Source organism: Microbacterium sp. CH12i (genome assembly GCF_000685355.1).
In the GTDB taxonomy this organism is placed as follows: Bacteria; Actinomycetota; Actinomycetes; order Actinomycetales; family Microbacteriaceae; genus Microbacterium.
On record NZ_JHET01000013.1, the window covers coordinates 135,026 to 159,882 of the forward strand.

Sequence of the window (24,857 nt, forward strand, 5' to 3'; positions counted from 1 at the left end):
ACACGAGTAGGTGTCGTGTTCAACGGCGGGGCGGCGTGTGGGTTCGATCATCCGTTATAGCTCCAAGCCGACCGTCTTTGACGTCAGACATCATTTACTGCATGAGACGCCACCGCAGACGTGGTGTCTCATGCAGTTCTTGTTGACTCATGCGACATCCGCTGTCTCGCCTCCCGCACCCCGGCGACCACCATCGCGAGCCCCGCCTCGAAAGCATCCACTCGTTCCTCGACGCGAGCCGGAACAAGATCGACCGATGCATCCGCCGCACCCAACACGGCCGCGTGCATGCGCTGCTGTTCGTGGAACGTGTAACCGATCACGAAGTGCACGAGAGTGTCTGCGGCGATCGCTGCTGCTCCTTCGTCAAGTCCCAAATTGCGCCCCGCCTCGACCAGGCTCGCACGACTAGGCAGTTCAAGCAGACCGAGCGCCAGCGAGCTCGACACGATCTCCGCGCCATCGCGATGAGCGAGCAGCCGGTCGCGCAGCGCCGTAGCGATCGCGGCGAGATCTGGTGCGGCATCCGGGTTGCCGGTGTTGACGATCTGCGCACTCACGGCCGCCAGGAGAGCCTGCTTGTTCGGAAAATGCCAGTACAGCGCGCTGACCTGCACATCGAGAACCTCGGCGATGCGCCTCATCGATAAGCCGGGCAGTCCCTGCTCTGCCAGTACGCGCATCGCCGCCGCGACGACGTCGGGCTTCGAGTACCGCGTGTGCGACTGGGCTGCGTTCATCCTGCTAGTGTACTGAACATCGTTCTAGTGAACAGTGTTCAGGTTGACACTGCTCGGATGCTACTCAGGAGGAACCATGTCCGTCGCTGCGACCACCACCCCTCGAGTTCCCGTGTTGGCGGATCTCATTCCGGGCACCCGCGCCCGCGACATCGCCCTGACACTCGGCGGCACTGCGTTCATCACAGTGGCCGGATACATCGCGATTCCGCTGCCGTTCACGCCGGTACCGCTCTCGCTGGCAACCTTCGCGGTGCTCCTCACCGGTGCGGCGCTCGGGCCGCTGCGCGGCAGCATCAGTGCCGCTCTCTATCTCACCCTCGGCCTCGTCGGCGTCCCGTTGTTCGCGCACGGAGCATCCGGGTGGGCATTCTCTTCGTTCGGCTACATCGTCGGATACGTCATCGCCGCGCTCATCGTCGGCACGCTTGCACGGCGCCGATCCGACCGAAATGTGTGGTCAACGCTCGGCCTGGCCGTGCTCGGGTCGCTCACGATCTACGCGTTCGGCGTGCCATGGCTCGCCGCGTTCTTGGGCGTCGACCTCATCACAGCCTTCACCCTCGGCGTGCTGCCATTCCTCATCGGCGATGCGATCAAGGTTGCCGCGATGGCCGGGGTGCTGCCCCTCAGCTGGCGCATCGTGGACCGCACCGGCGAGCGCAGCTGACGGCCCCGAGCAACCCCGACGACGCGCAAGACCCACCGCCGGTAGACTGAACACGCCCCGCTGGACCCTTCTTTTGGAGTGCGTGTGACCAACCCCGCAGCATCCGCCCGTCAGCACGTCCCCGACTCCGTCTCGAACGCAGTCGCGACACCCGAGAAGGAGCAGCCCTACGCGGCCCTCGGACTCAAGCCCGACGAATACGAGCGCATCAAAGAGATCCTCGGCCGCCGCCCGACTTCGGGTGAGCTGGCGATGTACTCGGTGATGTGGTCTGAGCACTGTTCCTACAAGTCGTCGAAGAACTACCTGCGCCGTTTCGGCGAGAAGGTGTCCGACGAGATGAAGGAACGCCTCATGGTCGGCATGGGCCAGAACGCGGGCGTCGTCGACGTCGGCGAGGGTTGGGCCGTCACCTTCAAGGCCGAGTCGCACAACCACCCGAGCTTCATCGAGCCGTTCCAGGGCGCAGCGACCGGCGTCGGCGGCATCGTCCGCGACATCATCTCGATGGGCGCACGCCCGGTCGCCGTGATGGATGCTCTCCGCTTCGGTGCGATCGATCATCCAGACACCGCCCGTGTCGTGCACGGCGTCACTGCGGGAATCTCGTTCTACGGCAACTGCTTGGGCCTGCCGAACATCGGCGGCGAGACGGTCTTTGACTCCGTCTACCAGGCGAACCCGCTCGTCAACGCGCTCGCGGTCGGAGTCCTCCGCCACGAAGACCTCAAGCTCGCGAATGCCACCGGTGTCGGCAACAAGGTCGTCCTGTTCGGCGCGCGCACCGGCGGCGACGGAATCGGCGGCGCCAGCATCCTGGCATCCGATTCGTTCGATGACGGCGGTCCCACCAAGCGCCCCGCGGTGCAGGTTGGCGACCCCTTCGCCGAGAAGGTGCTCATCGAGTGCTGCCTCGAGCTCTACAAGGGCGAACTCGTCGAGGCGATTCAAGACCTTGGCGCTGCCGGAATCTCGTGCGCAACCTCTGAGCTCGCGGCCAACGGTAACAGCGGCATGAAGGTCTCGCTCGACAACGTGCTGCTGCGCGATCCCACGCTGACTGCCGAAGAGATCCTCATGTCGGAATCGCAGGAGCGCATGATGGCGATCGTCGCGCCCGAGAAGCTGGATGCCTTCCTCGAGGTCGTAGGCAAGTGGGAGGTCGAAACCTCCGTACTCGGCGAAGTCACCGGCGACGGCCGCCTCATCATCGACTGGCAGGGCGAGCGCATCGTCGACGTTGACCCGTCGACCGTCGCGGTTGACGGCCCGGTCTATGACCGTCCAGTTGCGTACCCGACGTGGATCGACGCGCTGCAGGCGGACGCCGCTGAGCTGCTGCCCCGCTCATCTGAGCCTTCCATTCTGCGGGAGCAGTTCTTGTCGCTAGTGGCTCGCCGAACCTCGCCGACACCTCGTGGATCACCAACCAGTACGACTACTACGTGATGGGCAACACGGCGCTTTCGTTCCCCGATGACGCCGGCATGATCCGCGTCGATGAAGAGTCCGGACTCGGCTTCGCCATCTCGGTCGACGCCAACGGCCGCTACTGCCAGCTCGACCCCTACGCGGGCGCGCAGCTGGCGTTGGCCGAGGCGTACCGCAACGTCGCCGTCACCGGTGCGACCCCGACGGCGATCACCGACTGCCTGAACTTCGGGTCCCCCGAGAACCCCGAGGTCATGTGGCAGTTCGGCCAGACGGTCGACGGCCTGGCGACGGATGCTACGAGCTGGGCACCCCGGTCACGGGCGGCAACGTCTCGTTCTACAACCAGACCGGTGATGTGCCGATCCACCCGACACCGCTGGTGGGCGTGCTCGGAATCATCGAAGACGTCTCGCGTCGCATCCCGTCTGGATGGCAGGACGAGGGCCAGAACATCTACCTGCTCGGCACAACGTCGACCGAGCTTTCGGGGTCGGCCTGGGCCGATACCGTGCACCAGCACCTCGGCGGGCTGCCGCCTGCGGTGGATCTTGCTGCTGAGAAGCGTCTCGCAGGGCTCATCGCCGCGGCCCGCGACGAGTGGCTGATCTCCTCGGCACACGACGTCTCGGAGGGTGGCCTCGGGCAGGCGATCGCCGAGGGCGTCATGCGCTTCGGCGTCGGTGCTCGTGTCTGGCTGACCGAGCTCATGGATCGCGATGGGGTGGATGCAGCATCCGCTCTCTTCTCGGAGTCGACCGGTCGCGTCATCGTCACCGTGCCGCGCGAGGATGACGTGAAGTTCCGCGGGCTCTGCGAGGGACGCAACTACCCGGTGCTCCGGATCGGAGTCACCGATACCGTCGCCGATCTTGAGGTCACGGGGCTGTTCACGGTTTCGGCTGCTGAGCTGCGCTCGACCTCGCAGGCGACGCTGCCGGCTGCGTTTGGGGCTACTGTTTCGGAGCCGGTCGCATGACGGACGTCGAGCGGCGGGGGGCTGCCGGTCGTACTGGCTCCGGTTCTGGTTCCGGTTCCGGGGAAGAGGACTACGGCCGGCTCGGCGAGCACCGCACCCGCCGGATGCGCATCGTCGCCTGGGTGACGATCGCGTCACTGATCCTCATCGGCGGCGGCTCGACCGTGCTTTCGCTGCTGTTCGGCTGAGGCTCCTGGGGCAGTGGCGGGTGCTGTTTAGGGACTCGCCACCGTTGTAGATCTCGTGGGGCCTCCTCGGGAGGAGAACTCCCTCTCGGGAGGAGAGCCAGAGGGAATTCTTCCTCCCGACGCGGAGAACTCCTCCCGACGCGGTGAGCTGCTGCCGACGCGGAGAGCTGCTGCCGACGCGGGTGAGCTGCTGCCGACGCGGAGAGCTGCTGCCGACGCGGGTGAGCGCCGTGCGCGGCAGACCTCTCCGGCCACCTCCGGCACAGCATCCACCTCCGGCACAGCATCCGCTGCCTGCACGGGCTCAGGCGTTCGAGGCCGTGTGCGAACGTCCAGCATCCCGCGATATGATGACTTCATCATGTCGCTAAGTGGTGCCGTCGCTCACCGTCGGCGGGCAGGCGGATGCCGCGAGCCACAGCTCCAACGCCCTGGTCGCGGCGATCCAGGCGATCGGCGACGCCGACTGGACGTACGTTCCGTGGGCGGTCGGCGCCGCACTCATCGTGGTCTTGTGCATGCTTCTCGCGCAGCGTCTGCATCGCGGCATCCCCGGCTCCCTCGTCGGAATCGCGGTCGTGACGATCCTCTGCCTCATCGTCGACAGCCCGCTCGCCGTCATCGGTGCTCTGCCCGACGGGCTGCCGATGCCCTCCTTCCCGACGTTGACGCTCGGCAGCGCGGCATCCCTGCTGGGCCCTGCTCTCACGATCGCGGCGCTCGCCGCCATCGAATCGCTGCTCTCGGCTCGTGTCGCCTCATCGCTCGCCGACACGGGGCCATATGATCCGGACCGCGAGCTGGTCGGCCAGGGCATCGCATCCATCGGTTCCGGCCTGTTCGGCGGGATGCCGGCGACCGGGGCCATCGCGCGCACCGCGGTGAACGTGCGATCCGGCGGCCGCACCCGGCTCGCGTCGATCGTGCACGCGATCGTGCTGCTGCTGTTCGTGCTCGTCCTGTCGGGCCCGGTCGGGATGATCCCGCTAGCGGGTCTCGCGGGCGTGCTCATGCTCACCGCGTACCGGATGGTGCACCGGGCCACGATGCGGTCGATCCTGAAGTCGGCCAGATCGGATGCTGCGGCATTCATCGTGACCGCGATCATCACAGTCTCGTTCGATCTCATCGTCGCCGTCGTGATCGGCATCGTGTTCGCCGGCGTCTTCGCGATCCGCAACCTCTCGCGCGGCGCCGGCGTGCAGCGTGAGGAGATCGCCGGGACTGCGCAGTCCGGGGATGAGCGCATCTCGGTCGTGCGCATCGACGGACCGCTGATCTTCGCCTCCGCCGACCGCGTGTTCGAGGAGATCACCCGCATGCAGGGCGCGACGGTCGTCATCCTGCGCATGTCGAAGCTCGAGCACGTCGATGCGAGCGGCGCTCATGCCCTGCAGGACATCGTGCAATCGCTCGAACGCCGTGGGGTCACAGTGCTCATCAAGGGCGTGCAACCGGTGCACGAAGATCTGTTCCGGACGATCGGCGTGCTGGCGTCGCTGCGCCACCACCGCCACCTCTTCACCTCATTGGATGACGCCGTCGCCCACGCGCGAAGCCACGTCGCGCGCGAGACGGGTCACGCCGGAGCTCCGACGCCCCAGTAGTTCGGGTCGCCCCAGCGGCGGTCGGGTGCGGGTGTGCGGCGGGCGCGCCGCGGGTGTGCGGCGGGTCAGGCGAGCGTCAGGAAGAGCTTCTCCAGCTCGGCGAGGGTCGGAGCATCCTCGTCGGTCTGCTCATCGCTCGAGACGCAGGTGCGCAGCGCCGTGCTGATCACGGCGAAGCCGGCCCGGTCGATGGCCTTGCCGACCGCTGCGAGCTGGATGACGACGTCGCGGCAATCCGCCTCGGTCTCCATCGCGTCGATGACCGCCGACAGCTGACCGCGTGCGCGCTTGAGGCGGTTGACAACCTTGCGAATCTCTTCCTCGGATGCCGTGGTCATGAGAGCTCCCTCACCTTCTCCGTCATGCGGATGCCTGCCTCCCAGGTGAGGTAGCCACCGTCCAGATTACGTGCGGCCCGGCCGTGCTGGCGCAGAATCCTCACCGCCGTATGACCACGCTGACCGACCTGGCAATGCACGATCAGTTCGCCCTCGGGCAGCTCATCAAGCCGCTCGCGCAGCTCGTCGACCGAGATGTTGAGGCTTCCGGGGATCGCGCCGTGCTCGTGCTCTGCTGCCGAACGCACGTCGATCACGGTCGCGCCCGCCTCGGCGGCCTCGTTCAGCTCGTGCCATTGGATGCTGTCGGTCAATCCCGTCGCCGCGTTGTCGGCGACGTAGCCGAGCATGTTCACGGCATCCTTCGCTGACCCGAACTGCGGTGCGTAGGCGAGCTCGAGCGTGCTGAGCTGCGAGGCGGTGAGCCCTGCCCGCATTGCCACGGCGATCACGTCGATGCGTTTGTCGGCACCGCGGCGTCCGATGACCTGCGCGCCCAGGATGAGGTCAGTATCAGGATCGACGAGCAGCTTCATCGTGAGCCGCTCCGCACCCGGGTAGTACCCGGCGTGATCGAGCGGATGCGCATGGATGACGCGGTGCGAGCGCCCCGCGTCGCGCAGCCGCTGCTCGCTCCAGCCGATCATCGCCACGGCGAGATCGAAGACGCCGACGATCGCCGTGCCGAGTGCGGGAGCGACATCCGCCGGTCGCTCGTCAAGCATCCCGGTCTGCCACGCGATGGTGTCGGCGGCAGTGCGTCCGTGCCGGTTCGCGAGTCCCGCCATCGTGACGAGGGTCTGCGCGCCGGAGATCGCGTCAACCTTCTCGACGGCGTCGCCCACGGCCAGAATGCGCGGATCGCTCGTGCGCTGCAGTCCGTCGACGGCGATGCCGCCGGTCGGGCCGATCTCGAGTGCGGCCTGAAGGGCGATGGATGCCGCGGGCCGCACTCCGCGCGCATCGACGACAAGCTCGGCTGCAACGACGCTGCCGTCGCCGAGGTGCACGCCATCAGCGTCCAGCGCAGCCACCGTCGAGTCGGTGCGCAGCTCGACCCCGTACGCGCGGAGTTCGTCCACCACGAGCGCGGCCATCTCAGGATCGAGCGGGCTCAGAGGGTAAGAGCCGCGCTGCACAAGCGTGACCTCGAGCCCCCGACGCACGAGGTTCTCGACGGCTTCGAGTCCGATGAATCCGCCGCCGGCGACCACGGCGCGGGCCTCGTGGGGACTGCGGCGAGCGCGTCGGTCAGACGATCCACATCGTCGATCGTGCGCAGCGTCGAGACCACCGGGCCATCGACGGTCCGCACGAACTCGTCCCGCGCAGCGGCGCCGGTTGCGAGAATGAGCCAGTCGTAGCGCTCGATCTGGACAGCACCGGAGCGCACATCACGCACGCTGACAGTCTGCGCGTCACGATCGATTGAGCCGACAGACCACCCGGTGCGCACGTCGAGGTCGAAGCGCGCGCGCAGCGACTCGGGCGTCTGCAGCAGAAGGGACTCGCGCTCGGAGATCACTCCGCCCACGTAGTACGGCAACCCGCAGTTCGCGAAGCTGACGTGGTCGCCCTGCTCGAACACGATGATCTCGGCGTGCTCGTCGAGCCGCCGCATCCGGGTCGCCGCCGACATGCCTCCCGCGACCCCACCGACGATGATGACGCGCATGGGACTACTTCCGCCCGAAGAGCTTGGCGAACAGGCCGGTGGACGGTTCGTTCTCGTGTCCGGCGCAGCGGTCAGTGCGCGGCACACCGCGCATGACGCTGTCGACGTGCTGGCCGCATCCGGCCCAGGTGGTTTTGCCGCACTTGCGGCAGGTGACTGCTCGACACATGGTTCGCTCCCTCGGGTTGCTGACTTTAACCTTAGATGATACCCCCGGGGGTATCTGAGAGCGCCCTGTGCGCGGCCCCGGGAGTGGACGCGGGCCTAAGGTATGGGCATGAGCAACGAAGAGCTGCGCACCCTGCTCGAGGTGCTGCGCCGCGAGGCGGCTGCTCGCACGGAGTCGATCTCAGCCACGCTCACCGAACTCACCCGCGACCGCAGCAGCCAGAGCGATGACGACGAGCACGACCCGGAGGGAGTGCCGCTGTCTGCCGAGTGGTCGAGGCTGAGCGGATTGCTCGACGGCGCTCGCGACGAACTGCAGCAGGTCGACGACGCGCTGGCCCGAATGGATGCCCGCGACTACGGAATCTGCGCGAACTGCGGGCGCAGCATCCCGATCGCGCGACTGCGCGTCAGGCCGTTCGCCACGCTCTGCGTGCCGTGTGCGGAGAAGCTGGGTCGCTGACGCGCTAACGGTCGGGTTGTCAACCCTCTGGCGACCGAAGGACAGTCGGACGACGCTGGGCGAACACACTCACGAACAGGAGCCTCCCATGAGCGATCCGAACACCGGCGAACCCCGCATGGACGACCCCATCGAGACCGGACTCGACAAGGGCACCGGCGATCCGAACGACGACCGTGCCTATCTCGACGACATGCCTCCGGCGCAGGTTTCCGAGGAAGTCGACGACTCAGACGAGGCGGATGCCGACTCCTGAGTGCCCTGCACGAGCATCGGTTCGTGGCTGAGCGGGTGAGGTCAGCCCGCGGCCTGCATGGCGAAGCGTTCAGCGCCGCGATGACCTGCGCCTGATCACCCCGCACCTCGCCGTACCGCAGGAACTTCACCCGCTCGACCTGCACTTCGGTGACATCCGGCTGCGTCTCGAGGATCGTCATCGTCTCGTCGATGTACTCATCGAGGGGCATCGCTGTCGGGTCATCGCGGTGTCCGGGGATGATGTCGCTCTGCACCGACGGCGGCACGAGCTCGACGATCCCCACGCTCGTGCCTTCGAACTGCAACCGCAGCGTCTCGCTGAGCTGATGGATCGCGGCCTCGTCGCGTTGTAGGTGGGTGTGGGGCGAAGCGGCGCGAATGCCAAACCTGACGACACCGTCATGATCGTGGCATCCGGTTGCGCGAGCAGGTGTTCGATGAACGCCGAGATCAGTCGGATCGGGCCGAGCAGGTTCGTCGCGAGCGTGGCTTCGGCATCCTCCAGGAAGCTGCCGGGGGTGGTCCAGTCCTCCGCGCGCATGATGCCCGCCATCGGCACGAGCACGTTGAGGTCGGGATGGCGTGCGATGACCTCGTTCGCCGCGGTCGTGATGGATGCGGCATCCGTCGTGTCGATCCGGATCGTGTCGATTCCTGGATGCTGCGCCGCGATGTCCGCGAGCAACTCGGTGCGGCGACCGCCGATGATGACCCGGTTGCCGGCGTCGTGGAGTCGGATGGCGAGAGCAAGGCCGATGCCGCTGGTCGCTCCGGGGATGAAGATGGTGGTTCCGTTGATTCGCATGCTTCGAGTGTCGAGCGGGTGCACGGTGCGCGGCAGAGAGCGGTTGTCGGGGGACTGGCGATCCCTGGATACCTGAGCGCCACACGCGCATGATGGATGCATGGATCGTGAAGCCCTCGCCGAGTTCCTCCGCGGTCGTCGGGAACAGCTGCAGCCCGGCGACGTCGGGCTGTCGGTCGGAGTGCGCCGGCGCGCACCGGGGCTGCGTCGCGAGGAAGTCGCGCAGCTCGCCCTCATGTCGACGGATTATTACACCAGGCTCGAGCAGCAGCGCGGGCCGCAGCCGAGCGCACAGATACTCAGTTCACTCGCTCGCGCGCTCCGCCTCACGGCCGACGAGCGCGACTATCTGTATCGCGCCGCGGGTCACGCCGTGCCGGATCGGATCACTCCGTCCGACCACGTCGCTCCACCGCTGCAGCGCGTGTTCGATCGACTGCAGGACACCCCGGCGCTGATCATCTCGAACCTCGGCGAGACGCTCGTGCAGAACGCCCTCGCCGCCTCCCTGCTCGGAGACAACGTCGGCGCGGCAGGGTTCGAACGCTACGAGCCGTACCGCTGGTTCGTGCAGCCCGAACAGGCGCGCGCGCACTATCCCCAGGACGATCATGCCCGCAACAGCCGGGCGCAGGTCGCCGGGCTTCGTGCGGCATACGGCGCGATGGGTGCGCAGTCGCAGGCCGCGATGCTGGTGGCCGAGCTGACTCGTCGCAGCGCGGAGTTCCGCGACCTGTGGGACAAGCAGGAGGTCGCCCAGCGCTTCGCCGACCACAAGACACTGATCCATCCGGAAGTCGGGCCGATCGAAGTGGACTGCCAGGTGCTCTTCACCGAAGACCGCGGTCAGGCGCTGCTCGTCCTGACCGCGGCACCGCGGAGCGAGGATGAGGAGAAGATCCGGCTGCTGAGCGTGCTCGGGGCGCAGCGGTTCACGGCAGACGCGCGGGCGCGAAAGGGTGAGGCGGCGCGGGTCTGCTCGACGCCGTGCCGGTACAGATGTCGGGCGATTGAACGGATGTCGGGCCGAAACCACTGTTTTCGCCCGACATCCGTACGTTCTCCCGACATCCGTACCGCGGCCAGCCCTCGGGCATCGGGGAGGGACGGGTCAGCCGGCGTCGGCCTTGCGGGCTCCGGCCTCCAGCACGTCGCCGGCCGCGAGCACCGGAACCGGAACGCCGACGTCGACCGCGGCCTTCACCGTCCACCGCCCCTCACCGGAATCCGAGACGCGACCAGCCAGACCGTCGAGCTTGGGGTTCTCATGCAACGCGGCCGCCGTGAGGTCGAGCAGCCACGATGAGATCACCGATCCCCGTCGCGATCCGTTCGGCAACATCTGGTGGGTCATGACCCATGTCGAGGACGTTGAGATCCCCCGGGCATCCGCACCAGCGGAGAGGCGTATGCAGCGAGCCATCGCAGTAGGCTGTTGGCATCATGCAAGAGTTCTGGGACTGGGCGGGCAACTTCTGGTGGCTCATCTTCCCGATCATGGGGATGGCCGGCGGGGCCGCGAAGGCGTGGGAGCAGGGCGCGAAGCGCCGGCACGAGCGACGCCTCGAGACGCTGCGCCTGAAGGGCGAGCTGAAGGCTGCCCAACTCGCTGCACGCGGCCAGGTCGCGCCTTCGAAGAAGCCCCGTGAGATCGCATCCGACGCCCAGGTGTCGTCGAACCAGCTGCTCGAGAGACTCTTGACCGAACACGATGAGATCACCGCCCGCTGGCTCGACTACGAGCTCGACGTCGCCAAACTCATCGCGTTCCCCGCCATGAGCGACGGCCGCCAGCCGCTGACCGCCGCGTTCCTGCGGGCGAAGAAGACGGCGGATGCGCTGCGTCCGGCATCCGCGGATGCCAAGATCAGCGAGCAGCGCGTCTCGGAATATCTGGATGCCGTCGGCAACTACGCCGTCGCATTCGAGATCGCCGAGCGGGATGCCAGGCGTCTGCGGGATTCGAGCTTCAGCGAGGCCGAGCGCAAGCGCCTCGACCGCGCGCAGAAGCTGCTCAAGGTCGCGATCGACGAGTCGGCGACGCAGGCCGAGCGCAACGTCGCCTACAAGCGCGTGCGGGAGGAGCTCGAGGGGCTGATCCTGCTCTCGGACGACGCCGTAACGGTGCTTGAGAAGCAGGTGGCGCGAGAGATCACGTCGGGTTCGACTCAGGCTCCGGCCCCCGAGCGCGCGCCCGAGGCCGAGCGCGCAGCCGAATCGCAGCGCGCACAGGCACCGCAGCCGGAGCCACTCCGCCAGCCGAAGCACGACGCGCCGTAGCGCCCGCGGCGGCATCGCCGACCTTCATCGACGCCCCCTCCCATCGTCGGCGCCCCCTCGCATGTGCGCACGTCACGGGGGCGTCGACACGGAAAGGGGGCATGGGCGCGGAAAGGAGACCTCGACGCGCAAAGGGGGCCTCGACGCGGGATGCCTGACCCGCCCCATCCCCGAATGCACACCAACCTTTGCTCGCGCGACTGTCAACCCCGTGTTCGGCGAGTGTCACGACGCCTACCGTCGGCCGGGTGAGCACTCCACACGCGGCAGCAGACGCATCCAGCAGACATCGCATCGTCGTCATCGGCGGCGGCAACGCGGGACTCTCGGTCGCAGGCAGACTCAGGCATGCGGGCATCTCCGACATCGCCGTGATCGACCCCAACGACACGCACTACTACAAGCCCCTGTTCTCGCATGTCGCCGGGGGGACAGCCAAAGCGAGCGAGACGATGCGCGCGCAGGCAGACGTGATCCCGAAGGGCGTCGACTGGATCCAGGGTTCCGTGACGAGCGTGGATGCCGACGCGCACGAAGTGCGACTCGCATCCGGTGCCACCGTCGCATACGAGCACGTCATCGTGTGCCCGGGGATCGTGCACGACTGGGACACGATCCCCGGGCTCACCGACGCGATGCGTTCGCCGGAGGGCGCGTCCAACTACGAACTCGATCTCGCCGTCAAAGCGTCAGCGCTGCTGCGAGATGTGCGCGGCGGAACGGTCGTGTTCGTCCAGGCCAGCGGCCCCGCCTCGTGCGCCGGAGCCGCGCAGAAGCCCATGTACACGACAGAGGAGCATCTCGCCTACGACGTGCTGCTCGTCGAACCGCCGCAGTCCGCACCGAAGTGGATCGGCGAGAGCGGCCTCGCGTCCGAGCCAGGCGGATTCGTCGACGTCGACGTACGAACCCTTCGATCTTCGACGCACCCTGACGTCTGGGCGCTGGGTGATGCCGCCGCGACGACGAACTCCAAATCCGGCGGCGCGCTGCGCAAGCAGACCAAGATTCTTGCGGACAACCTGCTCTCCGTCCTCTCCGGACGCGAGCCGACTGCGCACTACGACGGTTACGGCGTCTGCCCCTTCACGGTTTCACGGTCGACGCCGTCTTCGCCCAGTTCGACGACGAGCGACGACTCACCCCCACGCTGTGGCGCACGTCCTACCGGGAGAGCCGCCGTTCGTGGATCATCGACCGCTGGGTGTTCCCTCAGGTCTACTGGCACCTGATCCTGCAGGGCAAGGCCTGACCCGGCTCCCACTCAGCGCAACTCGACGGCTCCTACGAGCTCGTGCCGCCGATCCCGCACCCACACGACACCCTCCGCCCGTCGCTGTTCCCGGGTCGCGAAGCGGTAGCGGTACGACACCGCCCGCACCCACCGTGGCCGGTGGCCGTCGAACGGATCGACGCGCAACAGGGCCAGCGTCGGCGGATCAGCCTGCAGCAGCCGTGCCAGCAGCAGCGTGAACCAGTCATCCAGCGAGCGTCCGAGCGGCAGGAACCACATCAGCCAATCAAGACGCAGGTGGTACGGAGCGTATTGCCGCGGCACGCGGCGCACGTCGCCGGGCTTGCCCTTGAACTCGTATTCGCGCCAGTCCGCAGCATCCGGATCCTCATCGAGAGTGCCCTCTATGACGATCTCCATCCGCTCCTTCGTCACGGTGCCGAACGCCCCATAGGCGTTCGCCAGCTGCCAGCGGTTGAAACTCGCATTCATCAGCTGGCGGTGGGCGAACAGATTGCGAAGTGCCGGCCAGCTGACGACGAGATACAGGATGCCGACGGCTGAGGTTATGACGATCCAGTAGAGCTCGATCCCCCGTTCACCGGCCGCGCCCGACGACACCCCGATGGCCGAGAACGCCAGCACGATCGTCGCCCAGTTCAGCCACGCGAAGTTGCCGGTGATCACGAGCCAGACCTGGGTAGCGACCACGATCGCTGCCGCCACAGCGCCGACCAGCGCGGGCACCGGACTCTCGATCCAGAGCCCCAGTAGCGGAGCGAACAGGAAGAACGGCACGAACAGCTGCGCGAAGTGATTGCCCAGCACCTCACCCTTGTGGAACCACCGCGGCAGCAGATGCGCCTGGCGGCTGAGTGGCCCAGGCATCGGCTGAGTCTCGTGGTGGTACGTGAGGGCGGTGAGGTCGCGCCACTCCCGTCCGCCGCGGATCTTGATCATGCCAGCACCGAACTCCAGCCGGAACACGAGCCACCACATCAGCACGATCACGACCGTCGGCGGCGGCTGATCGCGCGAGCCGAGGAAGGCGGCGAGGAACCCCGCCTCCAGCAGCAGCATCTCCCACCCGAACCCGTAGAACGTCTGACCGATGCTGGAGATCGACATGTATCCGAACCACAGCGCGAGGAAACAGAGCATCGGCACCCACGGCGGGGCGAGTTGAGGGATGCCTGCGACAAGCAGCGCCGCGACAGCGATGCCGACCCAGCACAGCGCCGCCAGTCGTGGGTTGGTGTACCGGATGCGGCGGAACAGGGTCGGGTGCAGCATGCGCCCTCGTGACTTCGACGTGGCGGCCCAGTCCAGCAGCGCCGGCGCCGGAAGCAACCCGTGCTCGCCCAGAAGGGGCCGGAACTGGTTCAGAGTCGATATGAACGCGACGAGATACAGCGCCGCGATGCCCCGCTGGAGCACCTCACGTGCGAAACCGAAGTCGACAGCCGCGAAACCGTCCATGCGGCCAGGCTACGCGCGTCGCGTCGAGGCGGGAGGGGGTTGCGCGCACGCCCGATATCAGTGCGGCGCGGCATGCGCGACAGTCTGGGGGTCGGCGCGAGTGTCGCCCGAAGAGTCGCCCGAACACCGGCAGGCCGCACGAGAAAGGGCGTCGCGACCGAAGCCGCGACGCCCTTTCGGCGCTCAGTGAGTGAGAAGTGATTACTTCTTGACGACCCAGTCGAACTGGTCGCCGTTCTCCTCGAGCCACTTGTCGATGGCTTCAGCTTCCTGACCCTCGCCGAACTCGTTGACGACGAGGTCTTCGAGCGCGCCGTACTGGTCATCGTCGAGCTTGATCTTCGACATCAGCTCTGCGGCGTCGGGGAACTCCTCTGCGAAGCCCTTGTGCGACATGAAGTTCAGCGTCTCCGCATCACCCATCGCGCCGAGCGGGTCTTCGAGGTCCTTCACGTCAAACGCAGTGTTGGCCCAGAACGGACGCCACAGCGTGACGACGACGTCTTCCTTGTTGTCGATTGCCTCACCGAGGACGGTGAGCATCGCCGCGGTCGACGAGGTCTCGAGTGTGTACTCACCGTCAAGGCCGTACTCCGGCATCATCGAGTCCTGGGTCACGCCGGTGAGGCCTGCACCCGGCTCGATGCCGATGATCCTGCCGTCAAAGCGCGCGGCCTGGCCCTTGAGGTCTTCGATCGAGTCGATATCCATGTAGCTGGGCACAGCGATCGTGAGCTTGGCGTTCTCGTAGTAAGCGCCGAGGTCTTCGAGGTCGTCGCCGTAGGTCTTCATGTACTCGGCGTGCGTGACCTCGGGCCAAGCCGACGGGAACACGTCGATGTCACCCTGGGCCAGGCCGGTGTACAGCGGGCCCGCCTCGGTGAGCGTCTGCAGCTCGACGGTGTAGCCAAGCTTCTCAAGCTGGTCCTGAGCCAGGTACGCCATGCTGAGGCCGTCCGACCACGACGGGATGAACCCGAGGGTGATGGTGCCCTTGTCTCCGCCGCTTGCATCGCCGCCAGCGGTGTCGTTGCCCGTCGCGCATCCTGCGAGGGCGAGGGATGCTGTGACACCGATTGCTGCGATGGCTGTGATGTGCCGGTACTTCTTCATGGTGCTTCCTTTCGTATGTTCTGCTGCGTTACGTATGAGTTCAGTGATGGTTATGCGACTACGGGTTCTGCCGTGGCATCCGCCGTCTGCTCGCGCTGCGAAGCGCGCCGACGCGACAGCATCCCGAGCAGTGATGACGGCTGATCGCCCGGCGTTCCGAGCGCTGCGGTGACCCGGTCGAGGAAGACGGCGATCAGCACGACGCCAAGGCCGGCCTCGACGCCCTTGCCGATGTTCACGGTAGAGATGGCCTCGACGACCAGCTTTCCGAGACCGTCGGCGCCGGCCATCCCGGCGATGACGGCCATCGACAGGGCCAGCATGATCACCTGGTTGATTCCGGCCATGATGGTCGGCATCGCGAGCGGAAGCTGGATGCCGCGCAAGATCTGTCCCGGCGTCGCGCCGAACGCGTACCCGGCCTCGACGGTCTCAGAATCCACACCGCGGATGCCGAGCTCAGTGAACCGCACCCCAGGAGGCAGCGCGAAAATCACGGTTGCGACAAGTCCCGGTACGACACCGATGCTGAAGAACACGATCGCGGGGATCAGGTAAACGAGGCCGGCATCGTCTGCATGAAGTCGAGCACCGGCTTGAGGATCGTGCGCACGGTGTCGCTGCGCGCCGACCAGATTCCCAGCGGAATCGCGATCACGACCGCGATAAGAGCGGCGACGATCACGAGCGAAAGCGTCTGCATCGCCGCGACCCACAGGCCCATGCTGAGGATCAGCAGGAACGAGACGACGGTTCCTGCTGCCAGCCAGATCGAGCGCACCGCCCAGGCGATGAGCGCCGCGATGATGATCACGACGGCGAGAGGGGTGGCCGTGAGGATCTCGGTGAGACCGTTCACGAGGAACTTCACGACGAACGAAATGAAGTCGAGCAGGCCCTCGAGGTTGTCCTTGATCCAGTCGACGCCGGTAGCGACCCACTGGCCAAGCGGAATACGGAATCCATCCATCAGCGCACCTCCCCTTCGGTTGCGGATGCTTGGGCGGGCTGAGCCGCCGCATCAAGAACTGCGTCGATCTCGGCCTGCGGCACGGGAAGGTGCGGCAGGGTGATCTCCTCGGTCGAGTTCGGTCCGGGGCCGAGCGCTGCGAGCAGCGTGACGCGCGGGATGACACCGGTCAGACGTCCGGCGCTGTCTGTGACCGCGAGCGGCAGCGGCGACTCGACCGCAGGGACGAACAGGTTCATCAGAATCTCGTCTTCGGAAACAGCCAGCGGCACCGGCCTCATGATCGATGCCAGCTGCGTCTCGCCCTTGCGGACGAGCTTGATGGCGTCGCGGTCCGTGACCATGCCGACCAACTTGCGGTCGCGATCGGTGACATACGCCGCCGACATGTAAGCGTCGCGCATCTGGCGAAGCGCCGTGCGAGGACCGGCAGTCTCGGCGATGACCGGCCGCGGGCGCTCCATGACATTGGATGCCGTGAGCACACGAGCCCGGTCAACGTCCTGCACGAACTGCTCGACGTAGTCGTTGGCGGGGTCAGTGAGGATGTCTTCTGGGGTGCCGATCTGCACGATGCGCCCGTCGCGCATGACGGCGATCCGGTCGCCGAGGAACATCGCTTCGTTGAGGTCGTGCGTGATGAAGACGATGGTCTTCTGCAGCTTCTGCTGCAGTTCGAGCAGCTGCTCCTGCATCTCGCGACGGATGAGCGGGTCGAGTGCGCTGAACGCCTCGTCCATGAGCAGGATGTCGGTGTCAGCGGCGAGCGCGCGGGCGATGCCGACGCGCTGCTGCATGCCACCGGACAGTTCGGAGGGCAGCTTGTCGCCCCAGCCGGTCAGGCCGACCATGTCGAGCACTTCGGTGGCGCGCGCCAGCCGTTCGGCCTTGGCGACGCCCTTGAGCTCGAGTGGGTAGGCGACGTTTGCAGCGACCGTGCGGTGCGGCAGCAGTGCGAAGTGCTGGAACACCATCGACACGTTCTGGCGGCGGATTTCACGCAGACGTGACGCGGAGACACCAGCGATCTCGTCGCCGTTGATGACGACGGATCCGTCGGTGATCTCGTGCAGGCCATTGAGCATGCGGATGATGGTGGACTTGCCAGATCCGGACAGGCCCATGATCACGAAGATCTCACCGCGGTTGACGGTGAAGCTCGCGTCGATGACGGCAGCGGTTCCGGCATCCTGAATGTCAGAGCGGGATTCGCCCGCCTTTAGGCGGCGAACAGCCTGGTTCGGGTTTCGCCCGAACACTTTGAAAAGTTGGCGCGCTTCAAGAGCGGTTTCGGTCACGTTTCCCCCGCGGCTTACCGATTCTTCGGGTTTCGGAAGCCGGTTTCGGTTACGCCCGGGTGATGCTCACATGGCCATTTCGATATCGCTGCACCGGCGGCACTGACGACGGATTCGGATCCGCCGCAAGAACATCGACCGTACGCCCACGCCTCTTCGCAGCACAGCACATCGAAAGAAGGACGTGGCCGCGGACTGGTCTACAGACCAAAAGGTCTACATTTCAACGTAACAAAAGTGCAGGTCAGGGGCAAATCCCATCGCGGCTGAGCGCTCCCTTTTTGTCGCCTGAACGGGGGTTCTGTCTAATGTAGACAATCTGCGGCGCGGACAGAATCAGCGCTTGAAACTGCGGGTGACAGTGAATTTCGCCGTCCGGCGGACCTGCTCGGTGCGACCGATCAGCCGGGAAAGCTCGGCCTTGTACTCAAGCGAAGAGTTGTAGACCGTGAGGAGTTCGCCGCCGGGACGGAGCAGGCGCGCGGCCGCCTCGAACAGTCGCGTCGCCGCACGCGTGTGAATGCTGGCCCCGAGGTGAAACGGCGGATTCAGCAGAATCAGATCGGCGCTCGCATCCGGCAAGTCGGCACCGGCATCGTCGTGGGTGACAGTGACGCGGTCCGCGACGCCGTTGGCAATCATCGTCTCGCGAGCGGATGCCACGGCCGCAGCCGAGCGGTCGGTCGCGGTGATGCGGGCATCGGGGTGGTTCAGGGCGTAGAACGCAGCAAGCGCGCCGGTGCCGCAACCGAGGTCGATCACTCGTTGCGTGGCGTCGGCGTCCACGGAATCGGCGAGCACCTCCAGCAAAACGCGCGTACCGATGTCGATGCGGGACGCCGCGAACGCTCCGCCGTGCGAGGCGAGCGTGAGGGCGAATTCGGCGTGCGTCGCGCGCTGCGGGTACGGCGGCTCGTCCGGCACCGGCCGCACACCGGATGCCACGATCAGCCGCGACTTCCGCTCGGCCCTCTGCGCCTGCACTTCGCTGAAGCTCCGCCCGAGCACCTCGTTCTGCGTGATCGTCATGTGCTTCACCCGTCCGCCGGCCACCAGCACGACGTCGGGAGCGGCCCAGCGGGCCACGGCATCCGCGATCTCTTCCAGCTCGGAGAGCGCCTTCGGCAACTGCAGCAGCACGAGGCGGGCACCCTCAAGCAGCGACCGATCCAGCTCGTGCGAGGTGAATCCGGCGAGGCCCAGCGACTCGGCATTGCGAGCCAGCGCGATTCGCCCGGTCGCAGAGTCCTGATGCACCCGGACGCCCTCGAGCCCCGCATCCGTCAGCGCCAGGGTGATCGCGCCGTACTCGTCGCCTATCACGGCGACCTCCGTGCCCACGAGTTCTGACGAAGCGAGCGCGTGCTCGACCAGCATCCGATCTGTCGCGTCGTAGGCGAAAAGGTTCTCGGCTTCGACATCGGGGGAGCGGCGCAGGCGGTCGTACGAAAAGTCAGGCACCTGCCAAACTTACGCGTCCCGCGGCGCTCCGCGCGAAGGCTCCTACCGCTCAGCCCGCTTCAGGCCTAGTGTGCAGTACAACGGCGGCATCACACCGGGGAAGGGCAGTGTCCATGAGCGCTGCGATCGAGATCACCCAGCTGCAGAAGAACTACGGCCGCCACACCGCCTTGCGCGGCATCGATCTGCACGTCGCGCCCGGCACAGTGTTCGGACTCATCGGCCCCAACGGCGCCGGAAAGACCACGGCGCTGCGCACGCTGGTCGACATCATCCGACCGACGTCTGGCACGACCAGGGTGCTCGGCGAGGATCCGCACACGGGCGGGCCCGCCCTTCGTCGTCGGATCGGATACGTGCCAGGCGAGCTGCGCCTCGAGGGCCACGTGAGCGGACACCGCCTTCTCGCGTTCTATGCCGAAGTGTCGGGGCCGGTCGCACCGGGCGCCATCCACGACCTCGCCGACCGTCTCGGCGTCGACCTCGCTCGTCCCGTCCGTACGCTCTCGAAGGGTAACAAGCAGAAGCTCGGGCTCATCCAGGCGTTCATGCACCGCCCGGAGTTGCTCATTCTCGACGAGCCGACCAGCGGTCTCGATCCGCTCGTGCAACGCGAGTTCTTGGCGATGCTGCGCGAGGCTCGCAATGCCGGGCAAACCGTGCTGCTCAGCTCGCACGTACTCAGCGAGATCCAGCAGATTGCCGACGAGGTCGCGGTTTTGAGCGACGGGCGCATCGTGGCCGAGGGCGACGTCGCCTCGTTGCGCCTCGGATCGGTTCGCAGGGTGAACGCGAAGATCTCGACGACGGATGGCGCAGCTGCGCATGCACGATTCTCGGGGTTCGCCGGGGTGGAACTGCAGGAAGAAGCGGGTGGATTGCGCATCACCGGCACCGTGGATGGTGCGATCGACCCGTTCGTGAAGGCGCTCGCCCCGTTCGAGGTCAGCGAGCTCACCGTGGAGGAGCCGGATCTCGAGGAGTCGGTGCTCAAGTTGTACGGAGCCGGAGGCGGAGATGCCTAGCATCCTGCCCGTGTTTCGGCGCAGCATCCAGGAGTCCTGGAGGGGCCTGATCGGCTGGTCGATCGGTGTGGCCGCCGTGCTGCTGCTCTACCTTCCGCTGTTTCCGACTTTCGGCGCCGACGGACAGTTGCAGAACATCATCGACGCTCTGCCGAAACAGCTGGTCGAAACTATCGGCTATGACCAGATCTCCACCGGCGCCGGGTACGCGCAGAGCACTTTCTATGGACTGCTCGGCTTCTTACTGCTGACGATCGCTTCGGTCCTGTGGGGCTCGGCCGCGATCGCCGGCGCCGAAGAGTCCGGGCGTCTCGAACTCGACCTCGCGCACGGCATCGGACGGATGCAGTATGCCGCTGAGGCAGCGCTGTCAGTGCTCGTGAGACTGCTGTGGCTCGGAGCCTTCGCCGGCGCGATCGTCTGGGGATTGAACGGCCCGGCGGGGCTCGGCATTGACCCAGTGCACATCGTCGGAGCAAGCGCCGCGCTCGTCGGGCTCACTTTCCTCAGCGCTTCTGCCGCTCTGCTCGCCGGGGCTCTCACCGGCCGCAAAGCCTGGGCGAGTGGCGTTGGTGCCGGGATCGCCGTTCTCGGATACGTTTTCCAGGCGGTCGCGAAGCAGTCGAAGAACATCGAGTGGCTGAACGTCTTCTCTCCGTACAACTGGGTCTACCACCAGCCACCGCTACTGGGCGGGGTGGATCTCGGCGGTCTCGCACTCGTGTGGGGTTTCGCGCTGGCGTGTGCCGCGGCATCCGCTCTCGCGCTGCGTGGGCGCGACCTCGCCTGACGACACCCCTCCCCAACTTGGAAAACCCGGACGATCTCAGTGCCGCCCGGCGTGTCCGGCCTCGACACGCCGAACCGACGATTGATGATCCCGGTTTTCCGATGGGCGAGGCGGATGCCGGCGCAACCGCGCAATGTATCAGCGACCCCTTGCCGCGCTCCTAGTAAGTGTGAGCACAATAGGCACCATGACCGACGCCTCCCCTGAGGGCGCCGTCAGCGATGATCCGCCACGTTGGGAACGCGCCGCCGATCTGTTCGCCGACTGGCGTGCTGGCGACGCGCGCGCGATGGACGGCCTGGTGCGTCTGATGACACCCGTGCTGTGGCACGTCGTACGCGCGTATGGACTCGAACGCATGCACGCAGAGGATGTCGTGCAGTCCACCTGGCTCTCGCTCGTTCGGAGCGCCGAATCGATCATCGACGCTCGCGCGATCAGTGGCTGGCTCACCGTCACCGCACGACGCGAGGCTTGGCGCGTGAGCAAGAACCACCGACGAGCGGCTGCCACGGCAGACGAGATCCTCGAACCAATGCTGCCGCCGCAGGAGTCGACCGAAGCTCAGGTTGCGGCATCCGATGAATCGGCCCGCCTATGGGCAGCCGTCCGCACCCTCGCCGAACGCTGCCAGCGCCTGCTGCGCATCGTCGCGTTCGACGAGCGACCGGACTACGCGGCAATCGCCGCAGATCTGGAGATGCCGATCGGCAGCATCGGCCCGACCCGAAAACGGTGCCTGGCGAAGCTCCGCACCGCACTGACCACATCAGGGTTCCACGACGCACCTCTCGACCAAAGCACACCGCCCAACCACGCCACACCTCGCGAAGGGAGCAGCGATGAACGATTCTGATGCCGTGCTCTTCGCGCAACTGCGCACCGCCATCGACGACGCAGACCCTGTTCCGAGGGATCTCGCCGACCGGATGGTCGCGGCCGTCGCGGTCGCCGACCTCTCGCGAGAGTATGCACTGCTGACCCTCGTCGAGGGCGCCGAACACGCTGTGCGCAGCGACGCCGAGACGACCACCTTGCAGTTCAGCGACGGCACGGCGAGCGTACTTCTGCACGTCAGTCATACGGCCCGCGACCTCCGCCGCGTCGACGGCTGGGTGGATGCCGATGTCATCGAGATCCGGCTCATACAGGGCGAGCGCTCCTGGAGTGTGCCACCGGGAAGACAGGGCCGCTTCGCATTCGACGACATCCCGCCAGGACTCACGCGAGTACAACTCGTCACCGCCGGTGAGACCAAAGATCTGCTCACGCCGCACTTCGAGGTGTGAGACCCGACGAACACGGCGGGTGATCCGCCGGGAAGGTTGAGCGATGGATCATCCTCGTGGCTGGAGTTGGCAGGACCGTGCAGAAGGGTCGATCCCTCGCGGTACGGCGCTAGATCCGAACGTCGATCCGATTCCGGGTATCACGGCGTTCCCGACCGCATATCTTCCGAGTCGGATGCTGATCGCCGAGGAGCCCGACGATGAGAACGGTGCATACGACCGCGACGTGAAGGTCCTCAAGGACTCCGCTCGTTCGTTCGGATGGCAGTTGGATGTCGAAGCCGACGACCTCCTTCGCACCGGCCGCGCCTCCGAGATGCTGCCAGGCATCGCCGGGCTGCACCGTGCGCACCTCACGACTCCTGTGGAGCTCGGCGAGGGCGTCTCGCCGGTCGCTCCCGACGCATGGCGGGTATTGCAGCGCGCTCGGCGTCTCACCGAGAGCTCAATGCCGCGGGCAAGCCTTGAGCATGTGCTGGCGATCGACCCCGTCGGCCTCAACCCGTTCACCCGTACAAACCCGTTCACGCGTACGAATCCCTTCACCCGCACCAACCCGGTGCGTGGAGCAGGCGCCGTCGGCAGCGACGACTATCTCGAACCGGGACGCGGCGGCCGCCAGCCCATCATGTGGATCGGCGCTGGCCCGGTGCGGGGAGCGAATCTACGGAAGGGACGCCGGGCGGTCGTTGCCATCCTCGACACCGGTTGCGGCATTCACGAGTGGCTGCCAGATACGATCGTCACGCACAGGGTCGAGCTCGACGGCATCGCCATCGGTCTCACCGGCGACGATGACCCTGAACTGTACCCGGATCTATACGGTCAGCTCGATGGCGAAATCGACGCAGTCGCAGGTCACGGCACGTTCATCGCCGGGATCATCCGCCAGACCGCTCCGGATGCCGACATCCTCGCCGTCCGCGTCGCAGGGTCACTGGGAGTCGTCGACGAGAGCACGTTCCTTGAGGCTCTCGCCGCGGTCATCGAGCTGCAACGTCGGTTCGTGCACGGGATCGACGGCGGCCGCCCGATCGACGTCCTCAACCTGTCGCTCGGGTATTACCACGAGACTCCGACCGACAGTCTGTTCTCGCTCACCCTCTACGACCTGCTGCGCGCGGCGCGCGAGCTCGGAATCATCGTCGTTTGCTCGGCCGGGAACGACGCAATCGATCGGCCGTCGTTTCCGGCATCGCTGTGGGCATGGCCGGGCGCCGACAACGGACTCGCACCAGACGGCGCCGTGCCGCTCGTGTCGGTGGGTGCGTTGAATCCCTCGGGTCGATCGGTCGCACTGTTCTCGAATGTCGGGCCGTGGGTGTGCGGCTATGCGCCGGGAACTGCGGTGGTCTCCACGACCCCCGCGTTCACGGGCGGGGCGCAGGCTGCGACCCGCGACGACATCGGGAATCTGCCACGCGAAACGGTCGACCCCGACGACTACCGTGGCGGCTTCGCGGCGTGGAGCGGCACCTCGTTTGCCGCGCCGTATGTCGCGGGGCGGATCGCCGCGGTCCTCGCCAGCGCCGTGCCGTCGGGCGGTGCCGCGCCGACTTCCGCAGCGAAGAAGGCTGTGGATGCTGTGCTGAAAGCGCTGCCCCCGGAGGCGCCGTTCGACTAGGCGGCGCCCTGCCCTTCCGCCAGCACCGTGAAACCGGCATCCTAAACAGATGGATACCTCCGCGTTCACGCTGTACGAGCGCGGGCGCGACGCCACCAACGCGCAGCGCTACGGTGACGCACGCAAGTTACTCGCTCGCGCATCCGCACGGGTAGAGGATGCCGATCTGCGGGCACGCATCGACGGCACGATGGCGTATCTTCTCGCGCAGACCGGGGAACCTGCCAAGGCCGAAGAGTTGTGCCAGGAGGCGCTCGGCCGCGCCGGAGTGAGCTCCGAGACTCGGGCTATCCTCGCCGGCCAGCTCGGCGTGCTGTTCACCCGCGCAGGCCGACTGGATGACGCGGAAGAGATGCTCACCCGCGCAATCGACGGACTCGAGTCGGTGGCAAAAGCCAACTGCCTACTCAACCGCTCGCTCGTGCACATGCAGCGCCGCACTCTGGATGCCTGCACCGCCGACCTCGAACTAGCGATCGAGATCTACGAAACGGCCGGTGAACACGCGGCCGCAGCCGAAGCGCGCCACAACCTCGGCTACACCGCCCTCCTGCGCGGCGACCTGATTGCGGCGCTCGATCTGATGGCGCAATCCCGGCCTGTTATCGCCGCAGACTCCGACGTGAGTGCCGCGATGAGCGATCTGGATCGTGCCGAGGTGCTGCGCGACGCCGGCCTGGTCGACGAAGCAGAACACCTGCTCGAAGGTGTGGCTGTGACGTTCGGCGCCGCGCGCATGCGGCAAGCGCGCGGCGAGTCAGAGTTCCACTTGGCCCGGTCGCTGCTGCGGCATGATCCGGCCCGTGCCGAAACAGTCGCAAGGACGGCAGCACGACGGTTCCGCGCCCTCGGCAGCGCGAGTTGGGCAGCGCGCAGCGATGCCATCCGCCTCGACGCGCGCCTCGCGACCGGCAAGGCACCACGCCCTGCGGAGTTCGCTGCCACGGCCGCGGCGCTTCGTACGGCGGGGTT

24 protein-coding genes and 2 pseudogenes are annotated in these 24,857 nt (G+C 66.6%); 15 read left to right on the forward strand and 11 right to left on the reverse strand.

Going from position 1 to position 24,857, the window contains the following annotated elements:
- Positions 1-128 precede the first annotated feature (128 nt).
- Positions 129-740, reverse strand: coding sequence for a TetR family transcriptional regulator (locus DC31_RS15750; protein WP_051607154.1), 612 nt, complete (start codon positions 738-740; stop codon positions 129-131).
- Between the two features lie 76 nt (positions 741-816).
- On the opposite strand from DC31_RS15750, the gene DC31_RS15755 reads away from it, so the two are divergent.
- The 4 genes and pseudogenes from DC31_RS15755 to DC31_RS15770 all read left to right on the forward strand — a co-directional run bounded on the left by DC31_RS15755 (position 817) and on the right by DC31_RS15770 (position 5,615).
- Positions 817-1,410: a biotin transporter BioY gene (locus DC31_RS15755; RefSeq protein ID WP_036281776.1), complete on the forward strand. Its 594-nt coding sequence runs from the start codon at positions 817-819 to the stop codon at positions 1,408-1,410.
- Between the two features lie 78 nt (positions 1,411-1,488).
- Positions 1,489-3,820 (forward strand): annotated as a pseudogene (gene purL, locus DC31_RS15760) (phosphoribosylformylglycinamidine synthase subunit PurL).
- Positions 3,817-4,008: a hypothetical protein gene (locus DC31_RS15765; protein WP_036281778.1), complete on the forward strand. Its 192-nt coding sequence runs from the start codon at positions 3,817-3,819 to the stop codon at positions 4,006-4,008. The pseudogene purL and the gene DC31_RS15765 overlap by 4 nt, the downstream one beginning before the upstream one ends.
- Before the next feature lie 371 nt (positions 4,009-4,379).
- A complete protein-coding gene (locus tag DC31_RS15770; protein WP_051607157.1) occupies positions 4,380-5,615 on the forward strand; it encodes a SulP family inorganic anion transporter in 1,236 nt (411 codons plus the stop codon).
- A 65-nt stretch (positions 5,616-5,680) separates the two neighbouring features.
- Here the strand turns inward: DC31_RS15770 and DC31_RS15775 are convergent, their stop codons facing one another.
- The 4 genes from DC31_RS15775 to DC31_RS18855 are packed head-to-tail and all read right to left on the reverse strand — an operon-like array spanning position 5,681 to position 7,797.
- Complete coding sequence (locus tag DC31_RS15775) at positions 5,681-5,953, reverse strand: metal-sensitive transcriptional regulator (RefSeq protein ID WP_036281780.1); 273 nt, start codon at positions 5,951-5,953, stop codon at positions 5,681-5,683.
- Positions 5,950-7,167 carry an FAD-dependent oxidoreductase gene (locus tag DC31_RS15780; RefSeq protein WP_327036887.1) on the reverse strand — a complete coding sequence of 406 codons (1,218 nt, stop codon included), beginning with the start codon at positions 7,165-7,167 and terminating at the stop codon, positions 5,950-5,952. Before DC31_RS15780 ends, DC31_RS15775 begins: the two co-directional genes overlap by 4 nt.
- On the reverse strand, positions 7,068-7,628 hold the full coding sequence (locus DC31_RS20375) for an FAD-dependent oxidoreductase (protein WP_327036888.1): 561 nt from the start codon (positions 7,626-7,628) through the stop codon (positions 7,068-7,070). The genes DC31_RS15780 and DC31_RS20375 overlap by 100 nt, the downstream gene beginning before the upstream one ends.
- A gap of 4 nt (positions 7,629-7,632) precedes the next feature.
- Positions 7,633-7,797 (reverse strand): hypothetical protein, encoded by a 165-nt coding sequence (locus tag DC31_RS18855; protein ID WP_200872956.1) that lies wholly within the window; start codon positions 7,795-7,797, stop codon positions 7,633-7,635.
- A 108-nt stretch (positions 7,798-7,905) separates the two neighbouring features.
- On the opposite strand from DC31_RS18855, the gene DC31_RS15785 reads away from it, so the two are divergent.
- Both DC31_RS15785 and DC31_RS19755 read left to right on the forward strand, forming a co-directional pair.
- Complete coding sequence (locus DC31_RS15785) at positions 7,906-8,259, forward strand: TraR/DksA family transcriptional regulator (RefSeq protein ID WP_036281883.1); 354 nt, start codon at positions 7,906-7,908, stop codon at positions 8,257-8,259.
- Positions 8,260-8,347: 88 nt separating this feature from the next.
- Positions 8,348-8,515, forward strand: a complete 168-nt coding sequence (locus DC31_RS19755; protein ID WP_235201562.1) for a hypothetical protein — start codon at positions 8,348-8,350, stop codon at positions 8,513-8,515.
- 177 nt (positions 8,516-8,692) lie between these two features.
- Here DC31_RS19755 and DC31_RS19760 read toward each other — a convergent pair whose 3' ends face one another.
- A complete protein-coding gene (locus tag DC31_RS19760; RefSeq protein WP_235201563.1) occupies positions 8,693-9,322 on the reverse strand; it encodes an SDR family oxidoreductase in 630 nt (209 codons plus the stop codon).
- 100 nt (positions 9,323-9,422) lie between these two features.
- Here DC31_RS19760 and DC31_RS15795 point away from each other — a divergent pair, with 100 nt between their 5' ends.
- From DC31_RS15795 to DC31_RS15805, 3 genes are all read left to right on the forward strand, one after another.
- Positions 9,423-10,628: a helix-turn-helix transcriptional regulator gene (locus tag DC31_RS15795; RefSeq protein ID WP_442921915.1), complete on the forward strand. Its 1,206-nt coding sequence runs from the start codon at positions 9,423-9,425 to the stop codon at positions 10,626-10,628.
- A gap of 137 nt (positions 10,629-10,765) precedes the next feature.
- The gene (locus tag DC31_RS15800; protein WP_036281782.1) at positions 10,766-11,602 is read left to right on the forward strand and encodes a hypothetical protein; all 837 of its coding nucleotides are present in this window, start codon (positions 10,766-10,768) and stop codon (positions 11,600-11,602) included.
- A gap of 248 nt (positions 11,603-11,850) precedes the next feature.
- On the forward strand, positions 11,851-12,834 hold the full coding sequence (locus DC31_RS15805; RefSeq protein WP_051607159.1) for an NAD(P)/FAD-dependent oxidoreductase: 984 nt from the start codon (positions 11,851-11,853) through the stop codon (positions 12,832-12,834).
- 32 nt (positions 12,835-12,866) lie between these two features.
- Here the strand turns inward: DC31_RS15805 and DC31_RS15810 are convergent, their stop codons facing one another.
- The 5 genes and pseudogenes from DC31_RS15810 to DC31_RS15830 all read right to left on the reverse strand — a co-directional run bounded on the left by DC31_RS15810 (position 12,867) and on the right by DC31_RS15830 (position 19,157).
- On the reverse strand, positions 12,867-14,315 hold the full coding sequence (locus DC31_RS15810) for a lipase maturation factor family protein (protein WP_036281785.1): 1,449 nt from the start codon (positions 14,313-14,315) through the stop codon (positions 12,867-12,869).
- 201 nt (positions 14,316-14,516) lie between these two features.
- Positions 14,517-15,428, reverse strand: a complete 912-nt coding sequence (locus tag DC31_RS15815) for a glycine betaine ABC transporter substrate-binding protein (RefSeq protein WP_036281786.1) — start codon at positions 15,426-15,428, stop codon at positions 14,517-14,519.
- Between the two features lie 50 nt (positions 15,429-15,478).
- Positions 15,479-16,398 (reverse strand): annotated as a pseudogene (locus tag DC31_RS15820) (ABC transporter permease).
- A complete protein-coding gene (locus tag DC31_RS15825) occupies positions 16,398-17,696 on the reverse strand; it encodes a quaternary amine ABC transporter ATP-binding protein (protein ID WP_036281788.1) in 1,299 nt (432 codons plus the stop codon). The pseudogene DC31_RS15820 and the gene DC31_RS15825 overlap by 1 nt, the downstream one beginning before the upstream one ends.
- A 336-nt stretch (positions 17,697-18,032) precedes the next feature.
- The gene (locus DC31_RS15830; protein WP_036281791.1) at positions 18,033-19,157 is read right to left on the reverse strand and encodes a class I SAM-dependent methyltransferase; all 1,125 of its coding nucleotides are present in this window, start codon (positions 19,155-19,157) and stop codon (positions 18,033-18,035) included.
- Between the two features lie 113 nt (positions 19,158-19,270).
- On the opposite strand from DC31_RS15830, the gene DC31_RS15835 reads away from it, so the two are divergent.
- The 6 genes from DC31_RS15835 to DC31_RS15860 all read left to right on the forward strand — a co-directional run.
- Positions 19,271-20,182 (forward strand): ABC transporter ATP-binding protein, encoded by a 912-nt coding sequence (locus DC31_RS15835; RefSeq protein WP_036281794.1) that lies wholly within the window; start codon positions 19,271-19,273, stop codon positions 20,180-20,182.
- Positions 20,175-20,972 (forward strand): ABC transporter permease subunit, encoded by a 798-nt coding sequence (locus DC31_RS15840; protein WP_036281796.1) that lies wholly within the window; start codon positions 20,175-20,177, stop codon positions 20,970-20,972. Before DC31_RS15835 ends, DC31_RS15840 begins: the two co-directional genes overlap by 8 nt.
- Before the next feature lie 187 nt (positions 20,973-21,159).
- Positions 21,160-21,828 carry an RNA polymerase sigma factor gene (locus tag DC31_RS15845; RefSeq protein WP_152545459.1) on the forward strand — a complete coding sequence of 223 codons (669 nt, stop codon included), beginning with the start codon at positions 21,160-21,162 and terminating at the stop codon, positions 21,826-21,828.
- Positions 21,815-22,261 (forward strand): hypothetical protein, encoded by a 447-nt coding sequence (locus DC31_RS15850; RefSeq protein WP_036281799.1) that lies wholly within the window; start codon positions 21,815-21,817, stop codon positions 22,259-22,261. The genes DC31_RS15845 and DC31_RS15850 overlap by 14 nt, the downstream gene beginning before the upstream one ends.
- Before the next feature lie 43 nt (positions 22,262-22,304).
- Entirely contained in the window at positions 22,305-23,885 is a 1,581-nt protein-coding gene (locus DC31_RS15855; RefSeq protein WP_036281800.1) for a S8/S53 family peptidase, read from the forward strand.
- Positions 23,886-23,934: 49 nt separating this feature from the next.
- Positions 23,935-24,857, forward strand: a 923-nt coding sequence (locus DC31_RS15860; protein ID WP_152545460.1) for a tetratricopeptide repeat protein, incomplete at its 3' end; no start/stop codon positions are given.

Excerpts from the sequence above, each read along its gene's own strand:
- DC31_RS15750 (WP_051607154.1), bottom strand. The coding sequence starts at position 740 with ATGAACGCAGCCCAGTCGCACACGCGGTACTCGAAGCCCGACGTCGTC.
- DC31_RS15755 (WP_036281776.1), top strand. The coding sequence starts at position 817 with ATGTCCGTCGCTGCGACCACCACCCCTCGAGTTCCCGTGTTGGCGGAT.
- DC31_RS15765 (WP_036281778.1), top strand. The coding sequence starts at position 3,817 with ATGACGGACGTCGAGCGGCGGGGGGCTGCCGGTCGTACTGGCTCCGGT.
- DC31_RS15775 (WP_036281780.1), bottom strand. The coding sequence starts at position 5,953 with ATGACCACGGCATCCGAGGAAGAGATTCGCAAGGTTGTCAACCGCCTC.
- DC31_RS20375 (WP_327036888.1), bottom strand. The coding sequence starts at position 7,628 with ATGCGCGTCATCATCGTCGGTGGGGTCGCGGGAGGCATGTCGGCGGCG.
- DC31_RS18855 (WP_200872956.1), bottom strand. The coding sequence starts at position 7,797 with ATGTGTCGAGCAGTCACCTGCCGCAAGTGCGGCAAAACCACCTGGGCC.
- DC31_RS15785 (WP_036281883.1), top strand. The coding sequence starts at position 7,906 with ATGAGCAACGAAGAGCTGCGCACCCTGCTCGAGGTGCTGCGCCGCGAG.
- DC31_RS19755 (WP_235201562.1), top strand. The coding sequence starts at position 8,348 with ATGAGCGATCCGAACACCGGCGAACCCCGCATGGACGACCCCATCGAG.
- DC31_RS19760 (WP_235201563.1), bottom strand. The coding sequence starts at position 9,322 with ATGCGAATCAACGGAACCACCATCTTCATCCCCGGAGCGACCAGCGGC.
- DC31_RS15795 (WP_442921915.1), top strand. The coding sequence starts at position 9,423 with ATGGATCGTGAAGCCCTCGCCGAGTTCCTCCGCGGTCGTCGGGAACAG.
- DC31_RS15800 (WP_036281782.1), top strand. The coding sequence starts at position 10,766 with ATGCAAGAGTTCTGGGACTGGGCGGGCAACTTCTGGTGGCTCATCTTC.
- DC31_RS15810 (WP_036281785.1), bottom strand. The coding sequence starts at position 14,315 with ATGGACGGTTTCGCGGCTGTCGACTTCGGTTTCGCACGTGAGGTGCTC.
- DC31_RS15815 (WP_036281786.1), bottom strand. The coding sequence starts at position 15,428 with ATGAAGAAGTACCGGCACATCACAGCCATCGCAGCAATCGGTGTCACA.
- DC31_RS15835 (WP_036281794.1), top strand. The coding sequence starts at position 19,271 with ATGAGCGCTGCGATCGAGATCACCCAGCTGCAGAAGAACTACGGCCGC.
- DC31_RS15840 (WP_036281796.1), top strand. The coding sequence starts at position 20,175 with ATGCCTAGCATCCTGCCCGTGTTTCGGCGCAGCATCCAGGAGTCCTGG.
- DC31_RS15845 (WP_152545459.1), top strand. The coding sequence starts at position 21,160 with ATGACCGACGCCTCCCCTGAGGGCGCCGTCAGCGATGATCCGCCACGT.
- DC31_RS15850 (WP_036281799.1), top strand. The coding sequence starts at position 21,815 with ATGAACGATTCTGATGCCGTGCTCTTCGCGCAACTGCGCACCGCCATC.
- DC31_RS15855 (WP_036281800.1), top strand. The coding sequence starts at position 22,305 with ATGGATCATCCTCGTGGCTGGAGTTGGCAGGACCGTGCAGAAGGGTCG.